The following is a 22274-nucleotide window of genomic DNA, read 5'->3' as shown; positions in this document are numbered from 1 at the left end:
CGCTCAGCATCCGTAACGGCCCCGGCTCACGACGCGGCCTACCGGCCGCGCCGCGTCCGGGGCACGGTTCTTGCTGACGCCGACACAAAGCACGCCGCGCCGTCGGTTCGTCAGAATGTTGACGAAACGCGCCCTCTCGAATGCCCGCGCCCACCACCACCGTGTCCCGGACCAGCCGTGGCGCGCCAGCGCCGCGGCGCAGAGCCGGGACCGTTACGCATTCGGCGCTCGTCACGCCGGGCTCACGGCGCCGCCCCGCGCACCGCGCCGCCTCCACGGACGTCAACCGCGTCGATGCGCCGTCGTCGTCAACCGAGGTTCAGCTCTGAGGTCTCGCGGCGCCCGCGCAGCCGGTGCTGCCAGCCGCGCATCGATCCGCTCACGCCTTAGGCGTTGAGATAGATGTAGTTGTCGTCGGTCGGCGCGGGTTGCGGCCGCGCAGCACCGCTTGGTGCCGTCGGCTGCGGCTGCGGCTGCGTCGCCGGCGGCGGCCGCACGATGCGGCTTTCCAGATCGTCGCGGTTGACCTGCTCGACGAATTTGACGGCGAAGCCGCCGTTGAGATGCCGCACCACGCGTCCGACGCAGGCGCCGACCGCCAGCGGCGTGCCGACCTCCGGCTGCACGTCGGCCGAGATCGCCACCCCCGACACCGACATGTCGATGACGAAGCAGCCGTGGATGCTGCCGTCGGCGAAAGTCAGCGTCGAATGCGGCGTCGCCGGGATGATACGCGCCTGCCGCCTGGCGTCGCGCACGCTGGGATCGCGCTGCCTGGCTTCCAGCCAGGCGAGCTGATCGGCCAGCTTGCGCCGCAGCGCATGCGGCATCGCCAGTTCGAGCAGGAAGCCGCCCGGCATGGTGTCGCTGATGCGCCCCTCGAGCCGGCCGAATTCGCTGAAATACGAGGTGATATGATCGCCGATCCGGCCCACCACCGGCACCGCCATGATCATCCGGAACGGCGACACCCGGCTGGTACGGCAGGCGAAATTGCGCGGCTTGCCCTGCATGTCGTACCAATTCGCCAGCGTGTAATGGCCGCCGACCACCAGGTTGACGGCGCGCTGCTTGAGGAACTTTTCAACCGACACGCCGCCCCCCTTTTCTGCGTCGACCGCAACATAACCCTAGTCCTATTACCAGGTTCGTTCCGGCAGTCGGATTTGCCGGATTGCAGTTATCAAATCCTTCACCGGTCGCCTCAAGAGCGATCAAATCGGGCTCCGGCGGCCGGAGCACGCCGCGACGTCGGTTCGTCAGAACGTTGACGAAATACGTCATCGCGAATGCCTGCGTCCACCACCACCGTGTCCCGGACCAGCCACGGCGCGTAGCGCCGCGGCGCAGAGCCGGGACCGTTACGGATGCGGCATTCGCCACGCACTCGCCAAGTCGGCATCCGCGCGCGGCGCCGGGCTAGCTCAGCATCCGTAACGGCCCCGGCTCACGACGCGGCCCTGCGGGCCGCGCCGCGTCCGGGGCACGGTTGTTGGGGACGCCGACACAAAGTACGCCGCGCCGTCGGCACGCCAGACCGTAGACGAAACACGCCCTCTCGAATGCCCGCGTCCACCACCACCGTGTCCCGGACAAGCCGCGGCGCGCAAGCGCCGCGGCGCAGAGCCGGGACCGTTACGGAGTAAGCGTTGGCCACTCGCCAAGCCAGCATCCGCGCGCGGCGCCGGGCCCGCTCAGCATCCGTAACGGCCCCGGCTCACGACGCGGCCTACCGGCCGCGCCGCGTCCGGGGCACGGTTATTGGGGACGCCGACACAAAGCACGCCGCGACGTCGGTTCGGCAGACCGTAGACGAAGTCGCTAACTCAGCCGATCGCCGCCCGCGATCGGCGCGTAGCCGACCGCCTCGCGCTTTTCGTTCAACGTCAGGAACTCGGCGGCGCTGACCCGTTCCCACAGCGCGGCGCGATCCGACGCCAGCGCCTCGATGCGGTCGGTGTCGATCACCACGCGCAACTGATCGCCGAATTGCGGCGCCAGCCATTGCGCCAACGCAGCGCCGATCCGGTCGGCCAGCGGCAGCACGGTCTGCCGCCAGAAATTGCGGTTGGCTTCCTGGTAGTTGGCGAAGGTGTTGTCGCCCGGAATGCCAAGCAGCATCGGCGGCACGCCGAAGGCGAGCGCGATCTCGCGGGCAGCGGCGTGCTTGGCTTCGAGAAAATCCATATCCTTCGGCGACAGCGACATCGGCTTCCAATCCAGCCCGCCTTCCAGCAGCAGCGGCCGGCCGGCATTGAGTGCGCCCTGATAGGTGCCTTCCAACTCGCGCTTCAGCCGGTCGAATTGCGCATCCGACAGCACCGCGCCTTCCGCGGCGGCATAGACCAGCGCGCCGGAGGGCCGCGCCGAATTGTCGAGCAGCGCCTTGTTCCAGCGCGCCGCGGCGTTGTGGGTGTCGACCGCGACTGCGGCGGCTTCGATCGGTGCCAGACCATAGTGATCGTCGAGCGGATGGAAGAACGTCAGATGCAGGATCGGCGGCACCCCGCCGGCTTGCTGATCGAACCGCAGGCTGCGGCCACCGACAGAATAGTCGTAGGCCTCGGCCCAGCCGTCCGGCCCGGGCACCACTTTCATGCGGTCCGGCCGCAGCGCGTGGAGTTCGCGCACCGCGTCGTCGAGCGTCACCGCTTCAAGATAGCCATTGCCGGCGAGCAACAGATGCGCCACCAGCGTTTCCAACAAGGCAGCGCCGTCCTGCCGCGGATTGGGCCGCGCCAGCAGCTGCGCCAACGGATGGCCGTCGCGCTCCTGCGCGCCGTCGAAGATCAGATAGCGGCAGGCCGCGGCGTTCTCGGCGATCAGCCGCACGCAGCGATGCACGATGGCATTGCCGAGATAACCCTCGCGCGCCAGCCCCGCATAATCCCGCGGCGTCCACCGCGCCCGCCCGCCGGTCTCGAACGCCAGCAGCTTCGCGGTGCGCGACGCTTTGATCTCGGGCGTGGCGAGCAGATGTTTCAGCCGATTGAGCATGATCGTTGTTCCAGTATGATAAGTCCCGTGCCCCGGACGCGGCGCGGCCCGCAGGGCCGCGTCGTGAGCCGGGGCCGTTACGGATGCTGAGCTAGCCCGGCGCCGCGCGCCGATCCGGGCTTGGCGAGAGCGTGGCGAACGCTCACTTCGTAACGGTCCCGGCTCTGCGCCACGGCGCTACGCGCCGTGGCTGGTCCGGGACACGGTATACGTTGCGCCGCGCGCGGGATGCGAAAAGGGGCGCGCGAGCGACCCATCGCTCCCCCTCACAGCACCCGCACCCGCGGACCGGGGCTCGCGGCGGCGTGGGTCAGCGAGGCGACCGCCCAGACCAGCGCGTCGAGCCGGTCCGGCGAGCGGCCGGACGACAGCCCGGAGGCGGCGAAGTCGCACATCTCGTCTTCCAGCGCGGCGAAGCAGCCGGCGTGTTTCACCCGGCCCTGCTCGTACAGCGCCGCCACCGGCTCGGCGCGCAGCCACTTTCCGCGCGACGCTCGGACCGATCTCACCGGCACCGTGGCGTCGACCTCGCCGATCACCGCGCGCACCATCTCGCCGCCCTGGTTGACCTCGGCGACCAGCGCGTCGGCCTCGAGCCTGCGCCACAATGCGATCGCCTTGCTGGCCCACAGCGTCGGCGTCGCCGCCGCCACGGTGTCGTCGGCCAACACATAGACCGTGCCGGCCGCGCAAATCCCCGCCGCGACGATGCCGCAGGCGTCGGCGCGCTTGCCGGAGGACGCCGGCGGATCGATCGCGACCACGATCCGGGTCAGCGCCGGCGCGTCGTCGACCCGACAACTCTCCAGCAGCGCGCGCGACCACAGCGCGTCGGCGCGGTCCTCGATGATCTCGCCGTCGAGCTCCTGACGCCCGAGCCTAGTCCCCTGATAGCGCGCCATCACGCCTTGCAGAAAGGTCGGCGCCAGGTTGAAGGCGTTGGCGCGGGTCGGCGCCCGGGTGGTGACGCAGGCCGGATCGCCCAGCAGCCGTTTCAACAGCGCGGTCGGCCGCGGCGTCGTGGTGATCAGCTGGCGCGGCTGCGGCCCCAGCCGCAGCCCGAATTGCAGCATGTCGAACGCGGCTTCGGCGTAGCGCCATTTCGCCATCTCGTCGGACCAGGCGCAGGCGAATTGCGGCCCGCGCAGGCTCTCCGGATCGTCGGCGGAGAACGCCTGCGCCACCGCGCCGTTGCTCCATTCCAGCCGCTTGCGCGACGGCATCCAGCTCGGCCGCTCATGCCGCGGATGCACCGCGAGCAGCCCGGAGACGCCTTCGATCATCACCTCGCGGACGTCGTGCTCGGTCTCGCCGACCAGCGCGATCCGCGACACCGCCCGCTCGGCGAACGGCGCAAGACCGAGCGCCTGCGCGCGGATCCATTCGGCGCCGGCGCGGGTCTTGCCGGCGCCGCGGCCGCCGATCAACAGCCAGCTCAGCCACGGCGCGCCGTTCGGCGCGAGCGGCGGCGGGCGCTGGTGATCATGCGCGAAGACGTCCCATTGCGCGTTGAGGAAGCCGAGTTCGGCCTCACTCATCCCTTGCAGCAGGAAATTCCGCTGCGACGGCGACCAATTGCTCCAGTCGTCGCGAAAGCGCGCGCCGGAACTCGTCGAGGTCGCGGGGGATGGCGTCGTCATCGGCGGCTCTCGATTGCTCGGCGGCGCGCATCCGGCGCAACTCGCCCAAGGTCTTGGTCAGGCTGGCCAGCGTGCGGGCGCGGCGCTCGGCTTCGCTGCGCTGTTCGGGTTTGAGATGGCTGCCGCCGACGATCGCCTCGATCTGGGTGATCTCGCGCTCGATCGAACGGGACACCCGATCGAGCAGTTTCAAGCCGCTGGCCGGCTCCGGATCGTCGACCCGGTCGACCGCGGTGCGGCTGACGCCGCTTGGCCCGCGGGTCTTGCGCGGCGCGGCCGGCGCGGCCGGTGCGGCGACGGCTTCGTCTTCCGCAGCGCTCGGCGCGGGCGTCTCGGCGGCTGTCTCGGCGGCCGTCTTGGTCGCTGTCTTGCTGACTGTCTTGCTGACTGTCTTGCGCGCCGTCTTGCGCGCCGGTGTGGCGACCTTGTTCGCAGGCTTCTTCGCCGGCTTGGCGACGAGTTGCTCTGCGGCCGGCTCCGCGCTCGCCTCGGCGGCTGCAGCCAGCGCCTGCGCCCGCTTGGCGAGCCTGACGCCGACCTCGTCGTGGTCGTCGACGACCAACGTCGCGTCGGCCCGCTTGCAGGTCTTCGCCAGGGTTTGCCGCCGCGCCGCCACGCTGGCGCGCAGCTTGGCTGCCGCGGCGGACGTCGTCGACTTGCCGGAACGGCTGCCTCGCGTGGCAGACGCAGCTGTGCGCCGCGCCGACGGCTTCGCCGGCGCGGTCTTTCGGATCACGGTCATCGCTCAAGCCTGTGCGAGTTGTGTGGCTCTCGCCGCTGGGTCAGATCCTCAGGTGCGGAAGAACACGAACCACACCACACCCAGAATCAGCACCGCCAATCCGAGCGAGATCGTCAGCAGCGCCAGCACCGACGGGCCGGGTTCGGCCTGGCGAGCCTCGGTCGGAGTTTCAACGATCCGGCCTTGTTGCTTGTTTGCCATTGCTGCCCTCATCGCTGGAGTGACCCCGTCGTGCGGAGCTGACAACCAACGCGGCATCAAGACTGATGTTCCGGCAAATGCTTAGCGGCGATCGCGGGGGCGATCGGCCCAGCCGCCCCGCCGCAACACCCAATTCTGGAGCATGGCGAAACCCTAGCCCGGCAGCGTCACGCTGTCAAGGGATATTTTCCTAGAACGGAGCGGCGCGGTCACAGTCGCATCCCGAACCGCGCCAGCATCCAGACCATCGCCAGATACGACAGCATGGTCAGCACGCAGCTTGCCGCCAGCGTCGGCCAGAAGCCGATGCCGGCGCGCAGCATCGCCGGCATCAGTAGGAACATCGGCAACGACGGCAGCACGTACCAGAACGTCGATTCGGCGTGCGCGGCGATCCGCGCCGCGTCGCCGGTGTCGCGCCACAGCCACAGGATGCCGAGCAGCGAGACCAGCGGCAGCGACACGATCAGCGCCCCGAAACCCGGACTGCGCCGGGCGACTTCGGAGACCACGCCGACGATCACCCCCGACAGCAGGCATTTGACGATGAAATACACCATGCCGCAGCCTAGCAGGCCCGCGGCGATCGCCCAACACGGCGATGCGTCGCTCGCACGACCAACTCAGGCGGCGGAGTCTGCCGACCCGCCGCGTCGCGTCAGTCCACCAGCAGCATGACGAAGCCGATGGCCGGCGCCAACACCATGCCGAGCGCCACCAGCGCGGTCAGAGAAGCCAGCCGCTTGCGAAACGCCAGATCCGGCGTTCCCAGCAGAATTTCGGTTTGAAGACGATGTCGTCGCATTGCGCCCCCGCGTGATCTTGCCGTTGCGGGCGTTGATACATCGCACGCGCTAAAAACCTTGCCGGAAAGTGGCTCGGATTCGGGCACGGCCGTTAGTGATGATTAATGCCGGCGGCCAAGCGGCGATCCGCCACCGCGACGCGGCGAAGCGCTTAGTGGATCGCCGATCCGACCGAGGTGTATTTGGCCGTGACGGCGGTGCCGATCGTCTGCACCGCGCCCAGAATGACGATGCTGAGGCCCGCCGCGATCAGCGCGTATTCCAGCGAGGTGGCCCCGGACCGATCGCCGAGAAACTTGCAAAGCAAACGCCGCACCGCACACTCCTGTCGATGGTTCGCGGCTTCGGCCGCGCGGGTGCGGAAAGCCTAGCCAGCAATGGTTGCCGGAACCTTCAACCGCCGGCTCGCGGTTGCTGTGTGGCGCGGCGGCACCATGGATTTGCGCGCTAGCCTCAACGGACTCTTAACATCGCGACGCCCGCCGCGCGGTCGGCGCGGCGGGCGTCGGGCTTGCTGGTGCCGGCGAGCGACGCGCCGGAGCGCGCCGCGCCGTCGGATTATGCCGCCCGCACGGTTTCGAGGAAGCGGCCGACCTCGAGCCGCAAGCGGTTGCTGTCGCGCGACAGCGATTGCGCGGCCGACAGCACTTGGCTGGAGGCCGAGCCGGTTTCGCTGACGCCGTGTTGCACGTCGACGATGTTCGACGACACCTGCTGGGTGCCGAGCGCCGCCTGCTGCACGTTGCGGGAGATTTCCTGCGTCGCCGCGCCCTGCTCTTCGACCGCCGAGGCGATAGTGGAGGAAATCTCCGACATCTTGGCGATGGTGCCGCCGATCTCCTTGATCGCCGTCACCGACTCGCCGGTGGCGGCCTGGATCCCGGCGATCTGCTGGCTGATCTCGCCGGTGGCTTTGGCGGTCTGCTCGGCCAACGCCTTGACCTCAGAGGCAACCACCGCGAAGCCGCGGCCGGCTTCGCCGGCGCGGGCGGCCTCGATCGTAGCGTTGAGCGCCAACAGGTTGGTTTGCCCGGCGATGGTGTTGATCAGTTCGACGACGTCGCCGATCCGCGCCGCGGCGTTGGTCAGGTCGCTGACGCTGGCGTTGGTCTTGCGCGCCTGCTCGACCGCGTCATTGGCGATCCGTGCGGATTCCTGCACCTGCCGGCTGATCTCGTGCACCGACGACGCCATCTCCTCGGTCGCCGAGGCCACCGATTGCACATTGGTCGAGGCTTGCTCGGAAGCCGCGGCCACCGCGGTGGTGCGTTCCTGCGAGCGCGCCGAGGTGGCCGTCAACGTCGTCGCCGAGGCTTCCAGTTCGGTCGCGGCCGACGACACCGTATGGACGATCTCGCCCACGGCGGATTCGAACGCATCGGCGAGTTGGTGCATCGCCGCCTTGCGCTCGGCCTCGAGCTTGCGATCGGCGTCGGCCTTTTCGGCGGCTTCGCGCTTGGCCTTCTCGTCCAGCATCAGCTTGATGCCGTTGACGGCGTTGGCGGTCTCGCCGACTTCGTCACCGCGATCGGTGCCGGCGATCTCGATCGCCTCGCCGCGGGCGAGACCCTGCAGATCGGTGACCAGCTGGCCGAGCGGACGGGCGATGCCGAATTGCACGATCGCAAAGGCCAGCGCCAACACCGCGAGGAACGCGCCGCCGACCGTCAAGAAGGTGGTGCGGATCGTGCTGACGACGTCGGCCGACGCCGCATCGGAGCGCGCGTTCAGATCCTTGTCGAGCGCGACGGTGATCTGCGCCATGCGATCGCGCAACGCCTGGTTGTCGGCGCCCGCGGCCTTGGCAAGTCGTGCGGCTTCCTCATTGTTGTTGGCCAACGCGGCCTTCTCGATCGGCGGATACTTCCTGGTCATGATGTCCTCGAACATCCGCGACACCTGGTCGAAGTCCGCGGCATAGGCCGGCAGGGCCTTCTTGGCGACGGCGATGTAGTCGACGAACTCCTTTTGGTTCGCCGCGATCTCGCGGCTGGTCTTCTGCATGTCCGCCGCTTCGGTCTCGGCGATGATCTCCCATGACAGCCGGCCGAAATTGTAGGCCCGGGCGTTGGCGCGGAAATTCGCCTTCATGCCCTGCACGTCCTTGTCGAGCATCTCGGCGTACAGCCGATCGATCTCCGTCATCTTCGCGGTGGCGTACCACAGGCCGCAACCGACCACGACGCTGAGCAGCAGGAGACAGGCCAGAATCTTGTAGAGGATTTTCACATTCGAGAGCTTCATTGTGATTCCCATTGCGGCGGCTCGCGCGCAGCAAGCTGCGGAGCCGGATTTCGTTATGATGCTGGTTCGGCCCGTTGAGTCGGAGCGCGCTCTGTTGATGACGCCGACCAAGCATGCCCTCTTGATCACTCGCTATTAGGCGTGATCAATCGTTCCAACTTCGTAAAACCACGAGCCGCGGTTCGAACCGGAAAACGCCTGCCTCGCGCTGCTTTTGGTAGTTCGAACGCAACAATCTTCCGAGAATGTCAGTTTCGTGAATCGAGCGCTCACTGAGTGCCCCGACTACCAATATTGCGCCCCGGATCGCCGGATCGGCACCATCACTTCGAGGCTTGCTGCGCGCATTCGCCGCACGCGATCGGAGACACCAGAACTAATCATGGTCGATCGCAAACGCTGCCGCGGCTGTGTCGCTATTCGGCGAGATCCGGCGTGACGGCTGGTCCGGCCAGCGGCAGCTCTTCCATCACCACCATGCACAGCGCCGCGGTGGCCATCAGCGCGGCGGAGGCGGCGAACACGTAGCGGAACGCCGCCACCATGTCGGCGGCAGGGATCCCGCCCACCGCGTGGCGGTGTTCGGCACCGAAGGAAATTCCGCCGCCGAGCGAACCGAGCAGGATCGTGGTGAACGCCGCCACCGTGAACGACGCCATCAGCGCGCGAAAGAAATTCATCGCCCCGGTGGCGGTGCCGACCTGCGGCCGCGGCACCGCGTTCTGGATCGACACCAGGCTGATCGAGAACACCGTGCCGAGCCCGATCGCCAGCAATCCCAGCCCGATCAGCAGCGCCCACAGCGGCAGCGGCGTCGCCAACGCCAAACCGCAGGCCATCGCCGCCGAGAAGGAGTTGCCGGCGATCGCCACCCGCTTGTAATGCGTCCAATGCGTGGTCGCGCGGCCGGCGAAGGCGGCGCCGAGCACCGACACCGCGACGATGGGAATCAGCGCCAGTCCGGAGGCGCTGGCGCTCAGCCCATAGACCACTTCGTAATACAGCGGCATGTTCACGGTGAGACCGATCAGCACGCCCATGCCGCAGCCGCCGGCGGCCATCGCAAAGGGCACCACCGAGCCGGACATCAGTTGCAGCGGCAAAAACGGCTCTGCGGTGTGCAACGCATGCCAAACGAACAGCAGCGCCAGCAACGCCGCGGCGCCGGCCATCGCCAGAATCGTCGGCGACGCCCAGGCCAGCCGCGTGCCGCCCCAGGTCAGCACCAGCATCACCGCCACCGCCGCGGCCATCAGCAACAGCCCGCCCATCCAGTCGACCTTGCGGCGGCGATGAAACACCGGGATCTTGCCCATCTTCGGCAGCAGCAGCGCCAGCGCGCCGACCCCGAGCGGCAGGTTGATCCAGAAAATCAGCGACCAGTGCAGATGTTCGGCGAACACCCCGCCGATCACCGGTCCGCCGATCGAGGCGGCGACCCAGACTCCGGAGAAATACGCCTGGTACTGGCCGCGTTCGCGCGGGGTGACCACGTCGGAGATCACGGTCTGCACGATCGGCAGGATGCCGCCGCCGCCGAGCCCCTGCAGCACGCGCGCGACGATCAGCACGCTCATGTTCGGCGCCACCGCGCACAGCACCGAGCCGGCGATGAACAGACCCATCGCGCTGATGATGGTGGCGCGGCGGCCGAAGATGTCGCTCAGCGTGCCGAACACCGGGGCCATCGCGGTGGACGCCAGCAGATACGCGGTGATCACCCAGGACAGATTGTCGACGTCGTGGAACTGGCGCCCGATGGTCGGCAGCGCGGTGGCGACGATGGTCTGGTCGAGCGCGGCCAGGAACATCGCCAGCAACAGGCTGAGCAGGATGCCGCGGACTTCGGCGCGGGTCAGCGGCGCGGCGGGCGCCAGCGGCGGCGCGGCGATCATCGCCACATCGATATCGCCGGGCGCCGCCGGCGGCGCGATCGGCGCCGGCAAGGCGCGCTGCTGGGCCGATTCGCGGCCCTGGCTCTCGGACGTGGACATACGGTGGCGCAAACTTCAGGCTGAAATGAAAGGGCGGGATGGAATCACGGCCTGCGGCGCCGCATATTGCGAACGTAACCTGCTAACGATTAACGGCCCAGCCGAGGGCGCGCATAGGTGTGTCCCGCGCCCGCGCGGATCGTTCACGGCCGCGTGACTGTTCGCTGCGCGACCGCAGCGCCTGACTGCTCACGAAGCCCTGCGAAGGCCCGCGCGAAGCAGAGGCCCGCGCCACGCCGAGATCGTCATGGCAATTGCCCCCGCCGCAAGCGGGGCGAGCGCACCAGCTACAGCGCCACCGGGTCCAGCAGGTCGATCAGATGCGGCTGTTGCGGCTCGACCGTCACCACCTTGGCGGCGAAGTCTGGATGGGCCTTGAAGAACGCCGCCAGCCCGTGCTTGGCCGGCGACCAGTTCTCGCGCACCGGCTTGGCGGGATTCTTCTTGTGGCGGTTCTTCTCCTTGGACTGCTCCTTGGTCCAGTCGGCCTTGCGCGCGACGTCGATGTCGTCGATCGGATAGGTCAGGTGGATGGTGTAATCATCGTCGGTGCCGCGGGCGTCGAGCAGCATCTGCAGCGTGTTGCGTTCCGGATTGCCGTGCTCGCCATCGCCGGAAAATACGTAGTGATCGGCGGTGACGCGCTTGAAGAATCCGGTTTCCATATTGTTGTCGCTGCCGTGATGCGGCACCTTGAGGATCTCGAGATGCAGCTTGCCGCCTTTCTTGAGCAGCCCGACCAATTCCATGCCTTCGATGATCTTGTCGCCGCGGGCGTCGCCGGTCAAAAGGATGCGCTTGTTCTGCAGTTCGGCGAGCACCACGATGCTGGAGAGGTTGGGCACCGATTGGTCGACATAGGCCGCCAGCGCCGCCTCCGGGGTCTTCTTCTTGCCGGCCTTCTGGGCGCGCAGCCATTTGTCGTGCGCGGCCTGCAGCGCCTGCAGCTCCTGCTGCATCGGCCCGATCACCGCCACCTTGAGGCCGCCGGCGAGCGCCACCGGCTTGGCGGCCGGTTTGGCCAGGATCAGGTCGCCCTTGAATTTGTCGTTCGGCTTCCACTTCAGCTTATCGGCGTTGTCGCGCAGGGTGCGTTCCTGCGGAATGCTGGCGAGCAGTTCGATGGTCTGCTGCTCCACCTCGCGTTCCGGATCGAGTTCTTGCAGCACCGCCGGGCTGTCGAGCCCGGCCAGCACCGACGCGGTGCCGAACCCCGCGGTCAAGGCGCCGGGCTTGGTGCCGAGCAGATCGTCGAAGCTGTTATGCCACAGGGTTTTCACCTTGAGCTTGAGATCCGCGGTCTGGTGCAGTTGCTCCTCGGACAATTCGATGATGCCCCGGATGTGATCGTCGTCGATATGGCTGACCATCACCACGTCGAGCGGCAACGGCTCGGTCTCGTCGATGCCGCGCGCGCCGCGCACCAATTCCAGCCGCGGCTTCAATTGCGGGGCGTAGACATCGGACGGGCCGCCATCGATCAGGATCAGATGCGGGTCGTCGTCGGAGCCGTAATGCAGCATCAGACAATCGCCCTTGCGCGCCGGCAATACGTCGAGACTGAAATGCATCGCTCCCTCCCTCAAATCGATTGAAAGGCCCGCAGCACGTCGAGCATGCCGTGGCCCTGAAAGGTCTTTTCCCGCCCGAGATCGGTGGCGCTGTCGCACAGGATGCGCTTGACCCGGCGCGGTTGTCCGATCAATTCCTCGTAGCGCGCCAGCAACATCGCCGCGGCGCCGGAGACGTGCGGCGCCGCCATGCTGGTGCCGGATTCGGCGCCCCAGCCGTGGTCGAGCACCGTGGACTGCACCCGCTCGCCGGGGGCCACCAGATCCGGCTTCAGCCGGCCGTCGCCGGTCGGCCCGCGGCTGGAGAAGAAGCTGACGCCGTAGGTCTGCGGCCAGTTGCCGTGGGTCGAGCCGACGGTGATGACGCCGTCGCCATTGCCGGGATCGGTGATGCTGAACGCCGCGTAATTCTCGAAGATGCCCTCGTTGGTTTCGAATTTCTGGAAGCCGCGGTTGCCGGCGGCGGCGACCACCACCACGCCGCTGTCGACCAGCCGTTCGCATTCGTTGCACACCGGGGTGCGCCCGCAGGCGTAGTTGCGGACGTTGTGCGGGATCGACAGGCTGAGATTGGCGCCGTGGATGATGATGTAGTTGTGCCGCTCGTTGACGTAGCGGATGTATTGCAGCGCCGCGATGATGGCGAATTCGGTGTCTTCCAAACTCTTGCCGAGCACGCGGAAATCATACAGCCGGATATCCGGGCACATGCCGTCGGCGAGGCCGCCGCCCTCCGGCAGTTCGCCGCCGGTCTTGTCGGCGCCGAGAATGCCGGCAACGTGGGTGCCGTGCGAACTGGCCGGCGGCGGCGCAGGCTGCTTCAGCGTGATCAGCTTCTCGACGATGCCCCAGTCGATCGGCTTGCCGGCGCCGGCGTCGGTTGCCACCTTCTTCAGATATTTGACCACCTCAGCTTTCGGCCGTCCGGTCGCCGCGGCAAGCTCCTGGCATTCGACATCGTCGAGATCGTCGATGTCGTTGCTGACGATCTCGCGGATCTTGCTGAAGTCGAAGGTCTTGCGCACCCGCGATGACGGGATCGGCGGCTCGCCGGGTTTCGGTTTGTTCAGCGCCACCTGGAACGCCGGGTGGGTACCATCGATCCCGGAATCCAGCACCGCCCAGATGATCGACTTGCACTTCACCCGAAACAACGCGTGCACCGCATCGGCCTTGACCGACGGAACCGAGCGATCCAGCGCCAACTCCGCCTTGCGATTGAGCGAGACCTGAAAGATCAGACCCGGATTGCTGTCGGGATCATCCTCCGGGTCGCTGGGCGCTTTCGCCGCGGTCGCCTGGCTTGCGGCCTGCACCGTTTCGTAGAGTTCGACCATGCCGCTGATGATCTCGGGGATATGATTTTTATAGAGACGCAACGCCTGCGCGATCTCCAGCTTCGGCCGTTTGTCCAGCGGCGTCGCCGGGTCGTCGAAATCCTGCGGCCGCGGCTGCCGCTCGGTCCAATAGATCAGTCCAGCGAGCGCGATGTAGCGGTCGAGCGAAGTGATGGTCAGGGCCGCCGCATCGCCGCGCGGTTTGCCGGCGTCGAGGTCGAGCAGTTGCGTGAGCACCTCGGGCGCGGTGCCGCCGATCCGGCCCTGCACCTGCGGCTGAAACCACCATTGCGTCAGCGGCACCACCACCCGCAACACCTCCTCGAAGGTCAGCTTGGCGGCGACCAGGCCCTGCAGATAGGCGATCTTCGGCCGCGCCTTCGGATGGATGTCCTTCACCGCCTTCGAGACCCGCAACGCGACGTCGGCGGCGGTGGCATCCTTGTGCGGGGTGATCAGTAGATCCTGCGGCCGTCCGGGATCGGCCGCATAGGCCGCCCAGACGTCGCCGAGCAGCGGCGAATCCTGCAGCACGCGGCGGTCGTCGGCGGGACCGAGCAGGATGGTCTCGACCAATTCCGGCGGAATCGAGAACTGCCGCGGCGTGGGCGTTGCGGCGGCTTCTGCCCCCGAGGCGGAGGGCTGCACTGTTGCATCGTCGGTCGCGGCGGCGGGTCGCCGGCGTCGCGGCGGCCGCGGGCTTTGGCTCTTGCGTCCGGCACTCTTCTTCGCCATTGGCAGCTCCATCGTGCAGCGCGGCGACGGCAGTCAGACGAGATCACCCACATGGCAACAGGCGCGGTCGGCAACACAATCAGCGGCGGTCCTGCCGCGGCGATCAGACCCCTGCCTTCGGATAGGGAAACGCCGGCTTGGGCTGCAGGTCTGGATCGACATATTTGCGCAACGCCGCGTCGGCGATCGCATAACCCCAATTGATCAGCCGTTGCTGGGTCAGATCGTCGAGCCGGGCCAGCCGGGTCGCGATGTTGGCCAGTTCGGTGGTGCGCGGCAGCGGGCAATCCAGCGCGTCGTGCAGATGATACTCGGCGATGTCGGCGCGAATCCCCCAATAGGTGCCGTTGCGCCCGGTCGGATCGTCCGGATTGTCGGCGCCGCGCTGATAGGAATCGATCAGCTGGCGGACCCGCAGCGCGCGGACCTGGCTGTTGATCAGGTTGAGCACCCGATAGGCCTGCCGCAGCCAATCGGTCGGCGGCGATTCCTCCGCGGCGGTCTTGCCGCCGGCGTCGGAGACCAGGATGGTCTTGTAGCGCTTCCAGGCGGTTTCCAGCCCGAGATTGTCGTAGACCCCGCCGTCGGTGAGGATGACGTCGGTGGTGAATGGCGGCCGCTGCAGGTCGTCGCCGGTTTTCGGCACGAAATCGGCGTTGCTGAGCGACAGCCGCGCCGGCGACAACACCGGCGGAAACGCCGAGGAGGCCGCCACCGCCTGCGCCAACGCCAGCGTCGGCGATTTCACTTCGCCGACCCGGTAGTCCCACATATACGGCTTGGAAAACCGCCACAGCACGGTGGACTGCATGTTGGTGGCGTTGATGACGAAGCGCGGCGCGTCCGGCAGATCCTGCAGCGTCTTGCCGTTGAACAGCGCCGAATCGTAGGCCTTGGCGATCCGGCCGGCGACGCCGCCGGGCAGCAGCAGGCCGAGGATCACCGCCGGGATGTCGATGGTGGTGGATGCCAGCGCCCGCAGCGGCGTCACCACTTTGGGCACGAACTCGCTTTGCACGGTGCCGGGGGCAAAGCTGAGCTGCGACCATTGCAGCCCGAGGAAGCCGGCGGTGATCGAACCGCCGGAGACGCTGGAGATCCGCTTAAGCTTGCTGAGCCAGCCGCTCTCATACAGCCGCCACAGCGCGCCGATGTGAAACACCATGGCGCGATAGCCGCCGCCGGACAGGCACAAGGCCGGCGCGTTTTCGGGCTGCTCGGATTCGGAATCGCCGGGAATCAGTCGGACAGGAATGTCGCTCATGCGACGGCCCTCGGTGCAGCGCCCGTGCGATCGCGGGCGCGTTGCTAAGAACTGACGACGGGCAGACTAGCGCGTGATGCTTGCAAAGGGAAGCGGATACACCAACGATGATAGTTCGGAGCGATTTCCGTCCACGGTTTCGTGCTACGCGGCGGCAGGCAGCCTGCTACCAGCCGCTACGCCGGCCGCTTCTTCAGCCGGGCACGCTTCGGCAGCAGCCCCGGCCACTGCACGATGTGCTGTTCGAGGTGCTCGTCGTTGACGTCGAGTTCGGTGCCCTGCACCCGGCCGCGCACCGAGACGCCCGCCTCATGCACGGTGTTGGGATCGCCGGAAATCAGCGGGTGCCACCAATACAGATCGCGGCCTTCGGCCACCAGCTTGTAGGCGCAGCTCGGCGGCAGCCAGTTCAGGGTGCGGACATTGGCCGGGTCGAGCCGCACGCAGTCCGGCACCTGGTCGGAGCGGTTCGCATAATCCTTGCAGCCGCACAGCCCGGCGTCGAGCAGCCGGCACGACACATGGGTGAAATAGATCTTGCCGGAGTCCTCGTCCTCGAGCTTTTCCAGGCAGCAGCGCGCGCAGCCGTCGCACAGGCTCTCCCATTCGGGCCCCGACATCTGTTCCAATGTCTTGGTTTTCCAGAACAATCCCTCCTGCGCGGAGGGCTTTTTGGCGGGTGCGGTCATGCCGTTGAATGTTTCCGAGGTGGGCGCCCACGACGACGTTTGGGTTTGGGCGGGTTCTGCACCGGCTGGCTGTTCCGGCGGCTGCTCAGCCAGCGCAAGATCGGCTCGGCCGGTTTACGAATCTCCGGGCTGAAGTCCAGCAGAAACTGCTGGCCGCGCACATAGCCGACAAAAGCCGCATAGAGCGGCGCCTGGCGTTCCGCCTGACCGGACTCGACGAACCAGCCGATCAGCTTTTCGCCATAGCCGCGGGCTTCGGCAATGCGCAGAAGGCGCAGAAGATCCTCGAAAAACGTCGACCGGAGCTGGTCTTGATCGCCGGCGAGCGCTTCTTGAAGATGTAGCATGGCGGCGCCGAAATTGTCGCTGGAGATTTCAACGGCGGCGTCCAGCAGTTCCCGTCCGACCGGAGGGAGTTCGCCAAGCGCAGCACGGAGCGGCGCGAGTTCCGCCATCCGGCCCTCGCCCACCGCCTCGAGCGCTTCCAGATACAGCGGATGCCAATTTGCGCGGCCCTCGGACATCGCCTGCGATTTCATTTTCGCGAGTTCGGCCGCCGCGCAGAAGCTGCTCAGGAACGCCGTCAGCCAATAGATCTTCTGCCGCGTGCGCCTCGTGCCGTGGCGCATCAGGTACCAGATGTTGAAGAACCGCTCGACCAGCTGATAGCCGGCGCGCGCGCCCGACGTCTCCACCTCTTCGACCAGGCCGTCGCGCTTCAGCCTGTTGAGCTGCGGCGAAATGGTCGTAACGTCGACCGCGGTCGCCAGGCTGAGATCGTGCGAGGTGATCGGGTGCCAGTGCAGCGCGATGGCGTCGATCACCGCGCGTTGCAGATCGGTCTGATACTCCTCGACGCGCGCCTTGTAGAACGGCGTCAATTGATCGAGCAGCACTTCGAGATCGGAAAACACCGTGTCGCTTTCGCTGCGCTCGAGCAATTGATAGACCAGAGTCAGCACCCGCGGGTTGCCCCCGGTCAACGTGTGCAGCGTGCGGATTCGTTCGGGCTCCCGCGCAAGAATTTCGCTGACCGCCTTGCCGGCTTCGCCGCGGGCTTGGGCCAGCCGGTTCATGCACTGCAGCAGTTCGGCTTCCGAGAGCGGATCCAGCATGTGCGGATGAAAGAATTCGTAGAACGCGGCATCCCGCTCGCCCGACTGGCGCAGCAGCTGCGTGGCCGCGCCGAACAGCACCGGGCCGCCGGGCGCTTGCAGAATCCGCCGCAACTCCCAGTTCTGTTCGGCCGACAAAGCATCGAGGATCAGATCGAGATTATCCACGAACAGCACCGGCCGGCCGCCGAGCCGCTTCGACAGCGCCAGGAACGCCTCCATGGCGGAGTTCGAGTCGCGCCACTGCGGCGTCAGCAGGCTGCGATCGATCTCGGCCGCGACATCCGCCTTGGCTTCGCTCTCGCACCATTCGGCGAGCGACTCCGCGCAATTGCGCCAGAACGCATCCAGCGAGCGGACATTGTATTGCTCCTCGCGAAACGTCAGCGGGATGAAGCGCTGCCGCAGCGCGGGCTCGCTGGAAATGCCGATCGCCAAACGCCGCAGTAGGCTGGTCTTGCCCATGCCGCGCGGTCCGACGATGATGTGATGCTCGGCCAGCTCCGGCATATCGCGCAGCTTGTCGAGCAGGAACGCGACGAAATCGCCGCGCGCGACGAAGCCGGCCAGGAACGTCTCGTCGTCGAGACGGCGCGGATCGTAGATCGCCATGCCGAGCGTCGTCATGAGCAGATGTACTTCTGCCAGTAGCGGCGTAACAGACCTGAGCGAAACCGCAACTTGCACAAGTGATCAAGAAAACCCGGCGTTGCCTTGATGGGATAGCCGTCGAAATCTCCGGCGATTAGTTGCCGCAGGCAGTGTGCAAGCTGCCCCTTGGCGCGTTGCGCAAGTGTTCCGGCCTCTTCGATCTTCTTGCGGAGGTCGCGAAGAAATTTGTCTTCGGCGCTCATGCCCTCGACATCGCAAAAGATCGTCAGCCAACCTTGCGCGGTCAGCCGCCTTTCCACGTCGTGCATCAACCAGGTCTTGCCGACGCGACGCGGCGCCAGCATTTGGGCGCTGTGGCCAGCCTCCAACAGCCGCAGAAGTTCTTGGGTCTCCGATTCACGATGCGCCATCCCCCCCTCTTCCTTCTACCATGCCCGCCCGCCCAACTGAGTGAGTGAGTGACTGCCCCCGCCCCCGACCGACCGACTGACCGACTGACCGACTGACTGACCGACTGACCGACCGATCGACCGACCGATCGACCGACTGACCGACCGACCGATCGACCCGACGCACAAGGCAACATTGCATTTATTCAATGCCGAATAAGTTCATTTTTGAAAATATCCTATTTTAAATAATATCACGGTACCGGAGTGCCTGTTGCGAGTTTAGCCGGCTGAGCCGAGTGTCCCTCTTGGTCAGACCTAGGCGGTCCGTTACAAAGGTCGTTGAGTCCCCGGGCCACCACATCGGCCTTGGGTTTGCCGCAACATTCCAGCAAGACGTCTTGCCGGCGCCGTTTCGCGCCTCAAACGCTGCAAGTTAGGTTCCCGGTGCGTCAGATCGTGCCACCCCAGTGGAAGACCAAGATCCGGCATTTCTTGCTGGATTTCGATGCGCGCATTGATTCCACGCTGTTTTCTTCGCTGGTCGGGTTGCGCGAACTGTACGAGCGGTTCTCCACCTTCATGGACCGCTTCCATGTCGGCCGCTGGAAGCGCTGGGTGTTCATCGAGCCGTTGTCGGAGGCCGCCACCATCGGGCTGTGCGGACTGATCCTGATGCTGGCGCTTGCAGTGCCGGCGTTCCGCGAGACCGCCGACGACGACTGGCTGAAGAAATCCGATCTGGCGGTGAGCTTCCTCGATCGCTACGGCAATCCGATCGGCAATCGCGGCATCAAGCACAACGACTCGATCCCGCTGGAAGACTTCCCGGACAATCTGATCAAGGCGACGCTCGCCACCGAAGACCGCCGCTTCTACGATCATTTCGGCATCGACATCGCCGGCACCGCGCGCGCGCTGGTTACCAACGCGCAGGCCGGCGGCGTGCGCCAGGGCGGCTCCTCGATCACCCAGCAACTCGCCAAGAACCTGTTCCTGTCGAACGAGCGCACCATCGAGCGCAAGGTCAACGAGGCGTTCCTGGCGATCTGGCTGGAGACCCGGCTGACCAAGAACGAAATCCTCAAGCTCTATCTCGACCGCGCCTATATGGGCGGCGGCACTTTCGGCGTCGACGGCGCGGCGCATTTCTACTTCAACAAGTCGGCGCGCGACGTCAATCTCGCGGAGTCCGCGATGCTGGCCGGGCTGTTCAAGGCGCCGACTAAATACGCCCCGCACATCAACCTGCCGGCGGCGCGCGCCCGCGCCAACGTGGTGCTCGACAACATGGTCGAGGCCGGCTTCATGACCGAAGGCCAAGTGTTCGGCGCCCGGCGCAACCCCGCCACCGCGGTCGATCGCCGCGACGAGAATTCGCCGAACTGGTATCTCGACTGGGCGTTCGACGAGATGCGCAAGCTGGTCGACACCTTTCCGAAATCCTATGTCGAGCGGGTGTTCGTGGTGCGCACCGCGATCGACATGAACGTGCAGCGCGCCGCCGAAGCCGCGATCGAAGACCAGCTGCGGCAATTCGGTCGCGACTATCACGCGACGCAAGCCGCCACCGTGGTGTCCGATCTCGACGGCGGCATCCGCGCCATGGTCGGCGGCCGCGATTACGGCGCCAGCCAGTTCAACCGCGCCGTCGACGCCTATCGGCAGCCGGGTTCGTCGTTCAAGCCTTATGTCTACACCACCGCGCTGCTGAACGGCTTCAAGCCGACCTCGATCGTGGTCGACGGCCCGGTGTGCATTGGCAATTGGTGCCCGCAGAACTACGGCCACTCTTATTCCGGCGCGGTGACGCTGACCCAGGCGATCACCCATTCGATCAACGTGGTGCCGGTGAAGTTGTCGATCGCGCTCGGCGGCAAGTCGCCGAACCCGGCCAAGGCCGGCCGCGCCAAGATCGTCGAAGTGGCGCGGCGCTTCGGCATCAAGGCGCCGCTGCCGGATACGCCGTCGCTGCCGATCGGCGCCGACGAAGTCACCGTGCTGGAGCACGCGGTGGCCTACGCCACCTTCCCCAACAAAGGCCGCTCGGTGACGCCGCATGCGGTGCTGGAAGTCCGCACCGGCGCCGGCGATCTGGTGTGGCGGTTCGACCGCGACGGCAAGAAGCCGCTGCAGGCGATCCCCGCCTCGGTCGCCGCCGACATGGCGGGGATGATGAGCCACGTCGTCAGTGAAGGCACCGCGCGGCGCGCCGCGCTCGACGGCATTCCGACCGCCGGCAAGACCGGCACCACCAATGCGTATCGCGACGCCTGGTTCGTCGGCTACACCGGCAACTTCAGCTGCGCGGTGTGGTACGGCAACGACGACTACTCGCCGACCAACCGGCTGACCGGCGGCTCGCTGCCGGCGCAGACTTGGCACGACATCATGCTGGCGGCGCATCAGGGCGTCGAGATCCGCGAAATTGCCGGCATCGGCGCCGGCACCAAGCTGCCGCCGACCGCCGCCAACGCCGCCGCCAACCTCGCCTCGAAGACCCCCGACACCCGGCAAGGCCCGCCGCCGATCCTGACCCGGCGCGGCGCCGATATCCTGGTGCGGGTCGAAAAGATGTTTGACGAGGTCAGCAAGACGCTCAACAAGCTTCCGCCGGGCGAACCGGTCAAGCCGGTGTCCTCCACCTCCGTCGCGTTCCCGGACAGCTTCGCCTCAGCAACGCGCAGCGACCCCGCGGGTGCTGCGCCGCGCAAGAATTGAGTGTTGCGGTGAAGCGGCAAGAAACGGTCCGAACGTGCGGCTGACATTTTCCATCCTGATCGCGCTGATCATCGCGGCCGCCATCGGCGTCGGCACGACGTGGATGACCGCGACCCGCGGCACCGATCTCAACACCTTGACCATCGGCGCCTGGACCGCGCGGCCGCGCACCGGCACCGCCGACATCGATCCGTACGCCCGCGCCTCGATCGCGCGCAGCGGCGAATTGCCGATCGGCACCGGCGACGGCATCGCCTTCACCGCGACCGCCGACGACGCCAAGCGTCTGCTTGACGGCCGTTGCGACGTGGTGGTGAGCGGGGTTACGCCTGCGGCGCGGTTTTGGACGCTGACGCTGTACGACACCAAAGGCCGGTTAGTGGCGAATTCGCTACAACGCTACGGCTTCACCAGCCAGGAGATCGTGCGCAGTTCGGATGGGGCCTTCGAAGTCCGGATCGCCTCGCGCGCCCGCGCCGGCAACTGGCTGCCGACCGGCGCGATCGAGCGCTACAGCCTGATGCTGCGGCTGTACGACACCCCGGTCGGCGTGGCGACGCGGACCCAGCGCGACGCGCCGATGCCCGCCATCAAGACGGTGGGCTGCCCATGATCCGGATCCTGTTCACCCTGGTCGGCGGCGTGGTGCTGGGCGCGATCGTGCATCTGGTCAGCGTGTTGGCGCTGCCGCGGATCGCCACCCAGGACGCCTATTCGCGGCTGACGCCGATGACCAAGCTCAACGCCGTCACGCCGTTGCCGGCGCCGGAGCCGAACAACGCGCCGATGCCCTATCTCGACCCGGCATTCGCCACCGCGATCTGCCGCTACGACCTGTCGAGCGGCCCGATCAAGCTCGCCGTGCCGGTCAGCCAGTCCTATACCTCGGTGTCGTTCTACACCCGCGGCGAAATCGCCTACTATGCGATCAACGACCGCTCGGCGGGGCGCCGGGTGATCGAGCTCGACCTGATGACCGAAGCCCAGCACGCCGAATTGCCGGAAGAAGAAGACGTCACTTCGGCGGACCGGCTGATCATCGATTCACCGAGCGCCACCGGGTTGATTGTGCTGAAGGCGTTGGCCGCGGAGCCCGGCTTGATGCCGCAGGCGCAGGCCTCGCTCGCCGCAGCAAGCTGCAAGGTGCAGACCGAGCCGGTGGCGACCGCGCAACGGCCGAGGAAATAACCCGCGATCCCGAAAGCGGCTCGCGATTT

The 22274-nt window shown here is 66.8% G+C and carries 19 protein-coding genes; 3 read left to right on the top strand and 16 right to left on the bottom strand.

Translation table 11 applies throughout. The annotated features are described in order from the left end of the window. Positions 1 to 386: 386 nt before the first annotated feature. From RPC_RS09015 to RPC_RS08950, 16 genes are all read right to left on the bottom strand, one after another. Positions 387 to 1094, bottom strand: a complete 708-nt coding sequence (locus tag RPC_RS09015; RefSeq protein ID WP_011472265.1) for a PilZ domain-containing protein — start codon at positions 1092 to 1094, stop codon at positions 387 to 389. 727 nt (positions 1095 to 1821) lie between these two features. After that, on the bottom strand, positions 1822 to 2997 hold the full coding sequence (locus tag RPC_RS09010) for a phage portal protein (protein ID WP_011472264.1): 1176 nt from the start codon (positions 2995 to 2997) through the stop codon (positions 1822 to 1824). 266 nt (positions 2998 to 3263) lie between these two features. After that, positions 3264 to 4535, bottom strand: coding sequence for a DNA-packaging protein (locus RPC_RS09005; RefSeq protein ID WP_011472263.1), 1272 nt, complete (start codon positions 4533 to 4535; stop codon positions 3264 to 3266). Continuing rightward, positions 4528 to 5379: a hypothetical protein gene (locus RPC_RS26605; protein WP_011472262.1), complete on the bottom strand. Its 852-nt coding sequence runs from the start codon at positions 5377 to 5379 to the stop codon at positions 4528 to 4530. The genes RPC_RS09005 and RPC_RS26605 overlap by 8 nt, the downstream gene beginning before the upstream one ends. Positions 5380 to 5427: 48 nt before the next feature. Next, positions 5428 to 5580: a hypothetical protein gene (locus RPC_RS26460; RefSeq protein WP_167532062.1), complete on the bottom strand. Its 153-nt coding sequence runs from the start codon at positions 5578 to 5580 to the stop codon at positions 5428 to 5430. 209 nt (positions 5581 to 5789) lie between these two features. Then, the gene (locus tag RPC_RS08995; RefSeq protein ID WP_011472260.1) at positions 5790 to 6140 is read right to left on the bottom strand and encodes a DUF3147 family protein; all 351 of its coding nucleotides are present in this window, start codon (positions 6138 to 6140) and stop codon (positions 5790 to 5792) included. A gap of 98 nt (positions 6141 to 6238) precedes the next feature. Further along, positions 6239 to 6385, bottom strand: coding sequence for a hypothetical protein (locus tag RPC_RS26085; RefSeq protein WP_157043163.1), 147 nt, complete (start codon positions 6383 to 6385; stop codon positions 6239 to 6241). 152 nt (positions 6386 to 6537) lie between these two features. Next, positions 6538 to 6702, bottom strand: coding sequence for a Flp family type IVb pilin (locus RPC_RS08990; protein WP_011472259.1), 165 nt, complete (start codon positions 6700 to 6702; stop codon positions 6538 to 6540). Between the two features lie 242 nt (positions 6703 to 6944). Next, the gene (locus RPC_RS08985; RefSeq protein ID WP_011472258.1) at positions 6945 to 8630 is read right to left on the bottom strand and encodes a methyl-accepting chemotaxis protein; all 1686 of its coding nucleotides are present in this window, start codon (positions 8628 to 8630) and stop codon (positions 6945 to 6947) included. Positions 8631 to 9046: 416 nt separating this feature from the next. Beyond that, complete coding sequence (locus RPC_RS08980) at positions 9047 to 10624, bottom strand: MFS transporter (RefSeq protein WP_011472257.1); 1578 nt, start codon at positions 10622 to 10624, stop codon at positions 9047 to 9049. Positions 10625 to 10911: 287 nt separating this feature from the next. Further along, the gene (locus tag RPC_RS08975; RefSeq protein WP_011472256.1) at positions 10912 to 12195 is read right to left on the bottom strand and encodes a hypothetical protein; all 1284 of its coding nucleotides are present in this window, start codon (positions 12193 to 12195) and stop codon (positions 10912 to 10914) included. Positions 12196 to 12206: 11 nt separating this feature from the next. Next, entirely contained in the window at positions 12207 to 14267 is a 2061-nt protein-coding gene (locus RPC_RS24985; RefSeq protein WP_011472255.1) for a S8 family peptidase, read from the bottom strand. A gap of 103 nt (positions 14268 to 14370) precedes the next feature. Beyond that, the gene (locus tag RPC_RS08965) at positions 14371 to 15531 is read right to left on the bottom strand and encodes a patatin-like phospholipase family protein (RefSeq protein WP_011472254.1); all 1161 of its coding nucleotides are present in this window, start codon (positions 15529 to 15531) and stop codon (positions 14371 to 14373) included. 176 nt (positions 15532 to 15707) lie between these two features. Next, entirely contained in the window at positions 15708 to 16220 is a 513-nt protein-coding gene (locus tag RPC_RS08960) for a YcgN family cysteine cluster protein (RefSeq protein WP_011472253.1), read from the bottom strand. Next, positions 16217 to 17962: an AAA family ATPase gene (locus tag RPC_RS08955; RefSeq protein ID WP_011472252.1), complete on the bottom strand. Its 1746-nt coding sequence runs from the start codon at positions 17960 to 17962 to the stop codon at positions 16217 to 16219. The genes RPC_RS08960 and RPC_RS08955 overlap by 4 nt, the downstream gene beginning before the upstream one ends. Continuing rightward, positions 17959 to 18357, bottom strand: a complete 399-nt coding sequence (locus RPC_RS08950) for an ATP-binding protein (protein ID WP_011472251.1) — start codon at positions 18355 to 18357, stop codon at positions 17959 to 17961. The genes RPC_RS08955 and RPC_RS08950 overlap by 4 nt, the downstream gene beginning before the upstream one ends. A 426-nt stretch (positions 18358 to 18783) precedes the next feature. On the opposite strand from RPC_RS08950, the gene RPC_RS08945 reads away from it, so the two are divergent. Genes RPC_RS08945 through RPC_RS08935 form a run of 3 tightly spaced genes read left to right on the top strand, consistent with a single transcriptional unit; the run spans position 18784 to position 22245 of the window. After that, positions 18784 to 21057: a transglycosylase domain-containing protein gene (locus RPC_RS08945; RefSeq protein WP_011472250.1), complete on the top strand. Its 2274-nt coding sequence runs from the start codon at positions 18784 to 18786 to the stop codon at positions 21055 to 21057. 34 nt (positions 21058 to 21091) lie between these two features. Then, a complete protein-coding gene (locus RPC_RS08940) occupies positions 21092 to 21670 on the top strand; it encodes a DUF1214 domain-containing protein (protein ID WP_011472249.1) in 579 nt (192 codons plus the stop codon). Beyond that, positions 21667 to 22245, top strand: coding sequence for a DUF1254 domain-containing protein (locus RPC_RS08935; RefSeq protein WP_011472248.1), 579 nt, complete (start codon positions 21667 to 21669; stop codon positions 22243 to 22245). Before RPC_RS08940 ends, RPC_RS08935 begins: the two co-directional genes overlap by 4 nt. Positions 22246 to 22274: the final 29 nt, after the last annotated feature.

Origin of the sequence: Rhodopseudomonas palustris BisB18 (assembly GCF_000013745.1) — a bacterium.
Classification (GTDB): Bacteria; Pseudomonadota; Alphaproteobacteria; order Rhizobiales; family Xanthobacteraceae; genus Rhodopseudomonas_A; species Rhodopseudomonas_A palustris_F.
This window is presented reverse-complemented; position numbering and strand designations above follow the sequence as displayed.

Coding starts and splice junctions, on each gene's coding strand:
- RPC_RS09010 (WP_011472264.1), bottom strand. CDS start 2,997: ATGCTCAATCGGCTGAAACATCTGCTCGCCACGCCCGAGATCAAAGCG.
- RPC_RS09005 (WP_011472263.1), bottom strand. CDS start 4,535: ATGAGTGAGGCCGAACTCGGCTTCCTCAACGCGCAATGGGACGTCTTC.
- RPC_RS26605 (WP_011472262.1), bottom strand. CDS start 5,379: ATGACCGTGATCCGAAAGACCGCGCCGGCGAAGCCGTCGGCGCGGCGC.
- RPC_RS26460 (WP_167532062.1), bottom strand. CDS start 5,580: ATGGCAAACAAGCAACAAGGCCGGATCGTTGAAACTCCGACCGAGGCT.
- RPC_RS08995 (WP_011472260.1), bottom strand. CDS start 6,140: ATGGTGTATTTCATCGTCAAATGCCTGCTGTCGGGGGTGATCGTCGGC.
- RPC_RS26085 (WP_157043163.1), bottom strand. CDS start 6,385: ATGCGACGACATCGTCTTCAAACCGAAATTCTGCTGGGAACGCCGGAT.
- RPC_RS08985 (WP_011472258.1), bottom strand. CDS start 8,630: ATGAAGCTCTCGAATGTGAAAATCCTCTACAAGATTCTGGCCTGTCTC.
- RPC_RS08980 (WP_011472257.1), bottom strand. CDS start 10,624: ATGTCCACGTCCGAGAGCCAGGGCCGCGAATCGGCCCAGCAGCGCGCC.
- RPC_RS08975 (WP_011472256.1), bottom strand. CDS start 12,195: ATGCATTTCAGTCTCGACGTATTGCCGGCGCGCAAGGGCGATTGTCTG.
- RPC_RS24985 (WP_011472255.1), bottom strand. CDS start 14,267: ATGGCGAAGAAGAGTGCCGGACGCAAGAGCCAAAGCCCGCGGCCGCCG.
- RPC_RS08965 (WP_011472254.1), bottom strand. CDS start 15,531: ATGAGCGACATTCCTGTCCGACTGATTCCCGGCGATTCCGAATCCGAG.
- RPC_RS08960 (WP_011472253.1), bottom strand. CDS start 16,220: ATGACCGCACCCGCCAAAAAGCCCTCCGCGCAGGAGGGATTGTTCTGG.
- RPC_RS08955 (WP_011472252.1), bottom strand. CDS start 17,962: ATGACGACGCTCGGCATGGCGATCTACGATCCGCGCCGTCTCGACGAC.
- RPC_RS08950 (WP_011472251.1), bottom strand. CDS start 18,357: ATGGCGCATCGTGAATCGGAGACCCAAGAACTTCTGCGGCTGTTGGAG.
- RPC_RS08935 (WP_011472248.1), top strand. CDS start 21,667: ATGATCCGGATCCTGTTCACCCTGGTCGGCGGCGTGGTGCTGGGCGCG.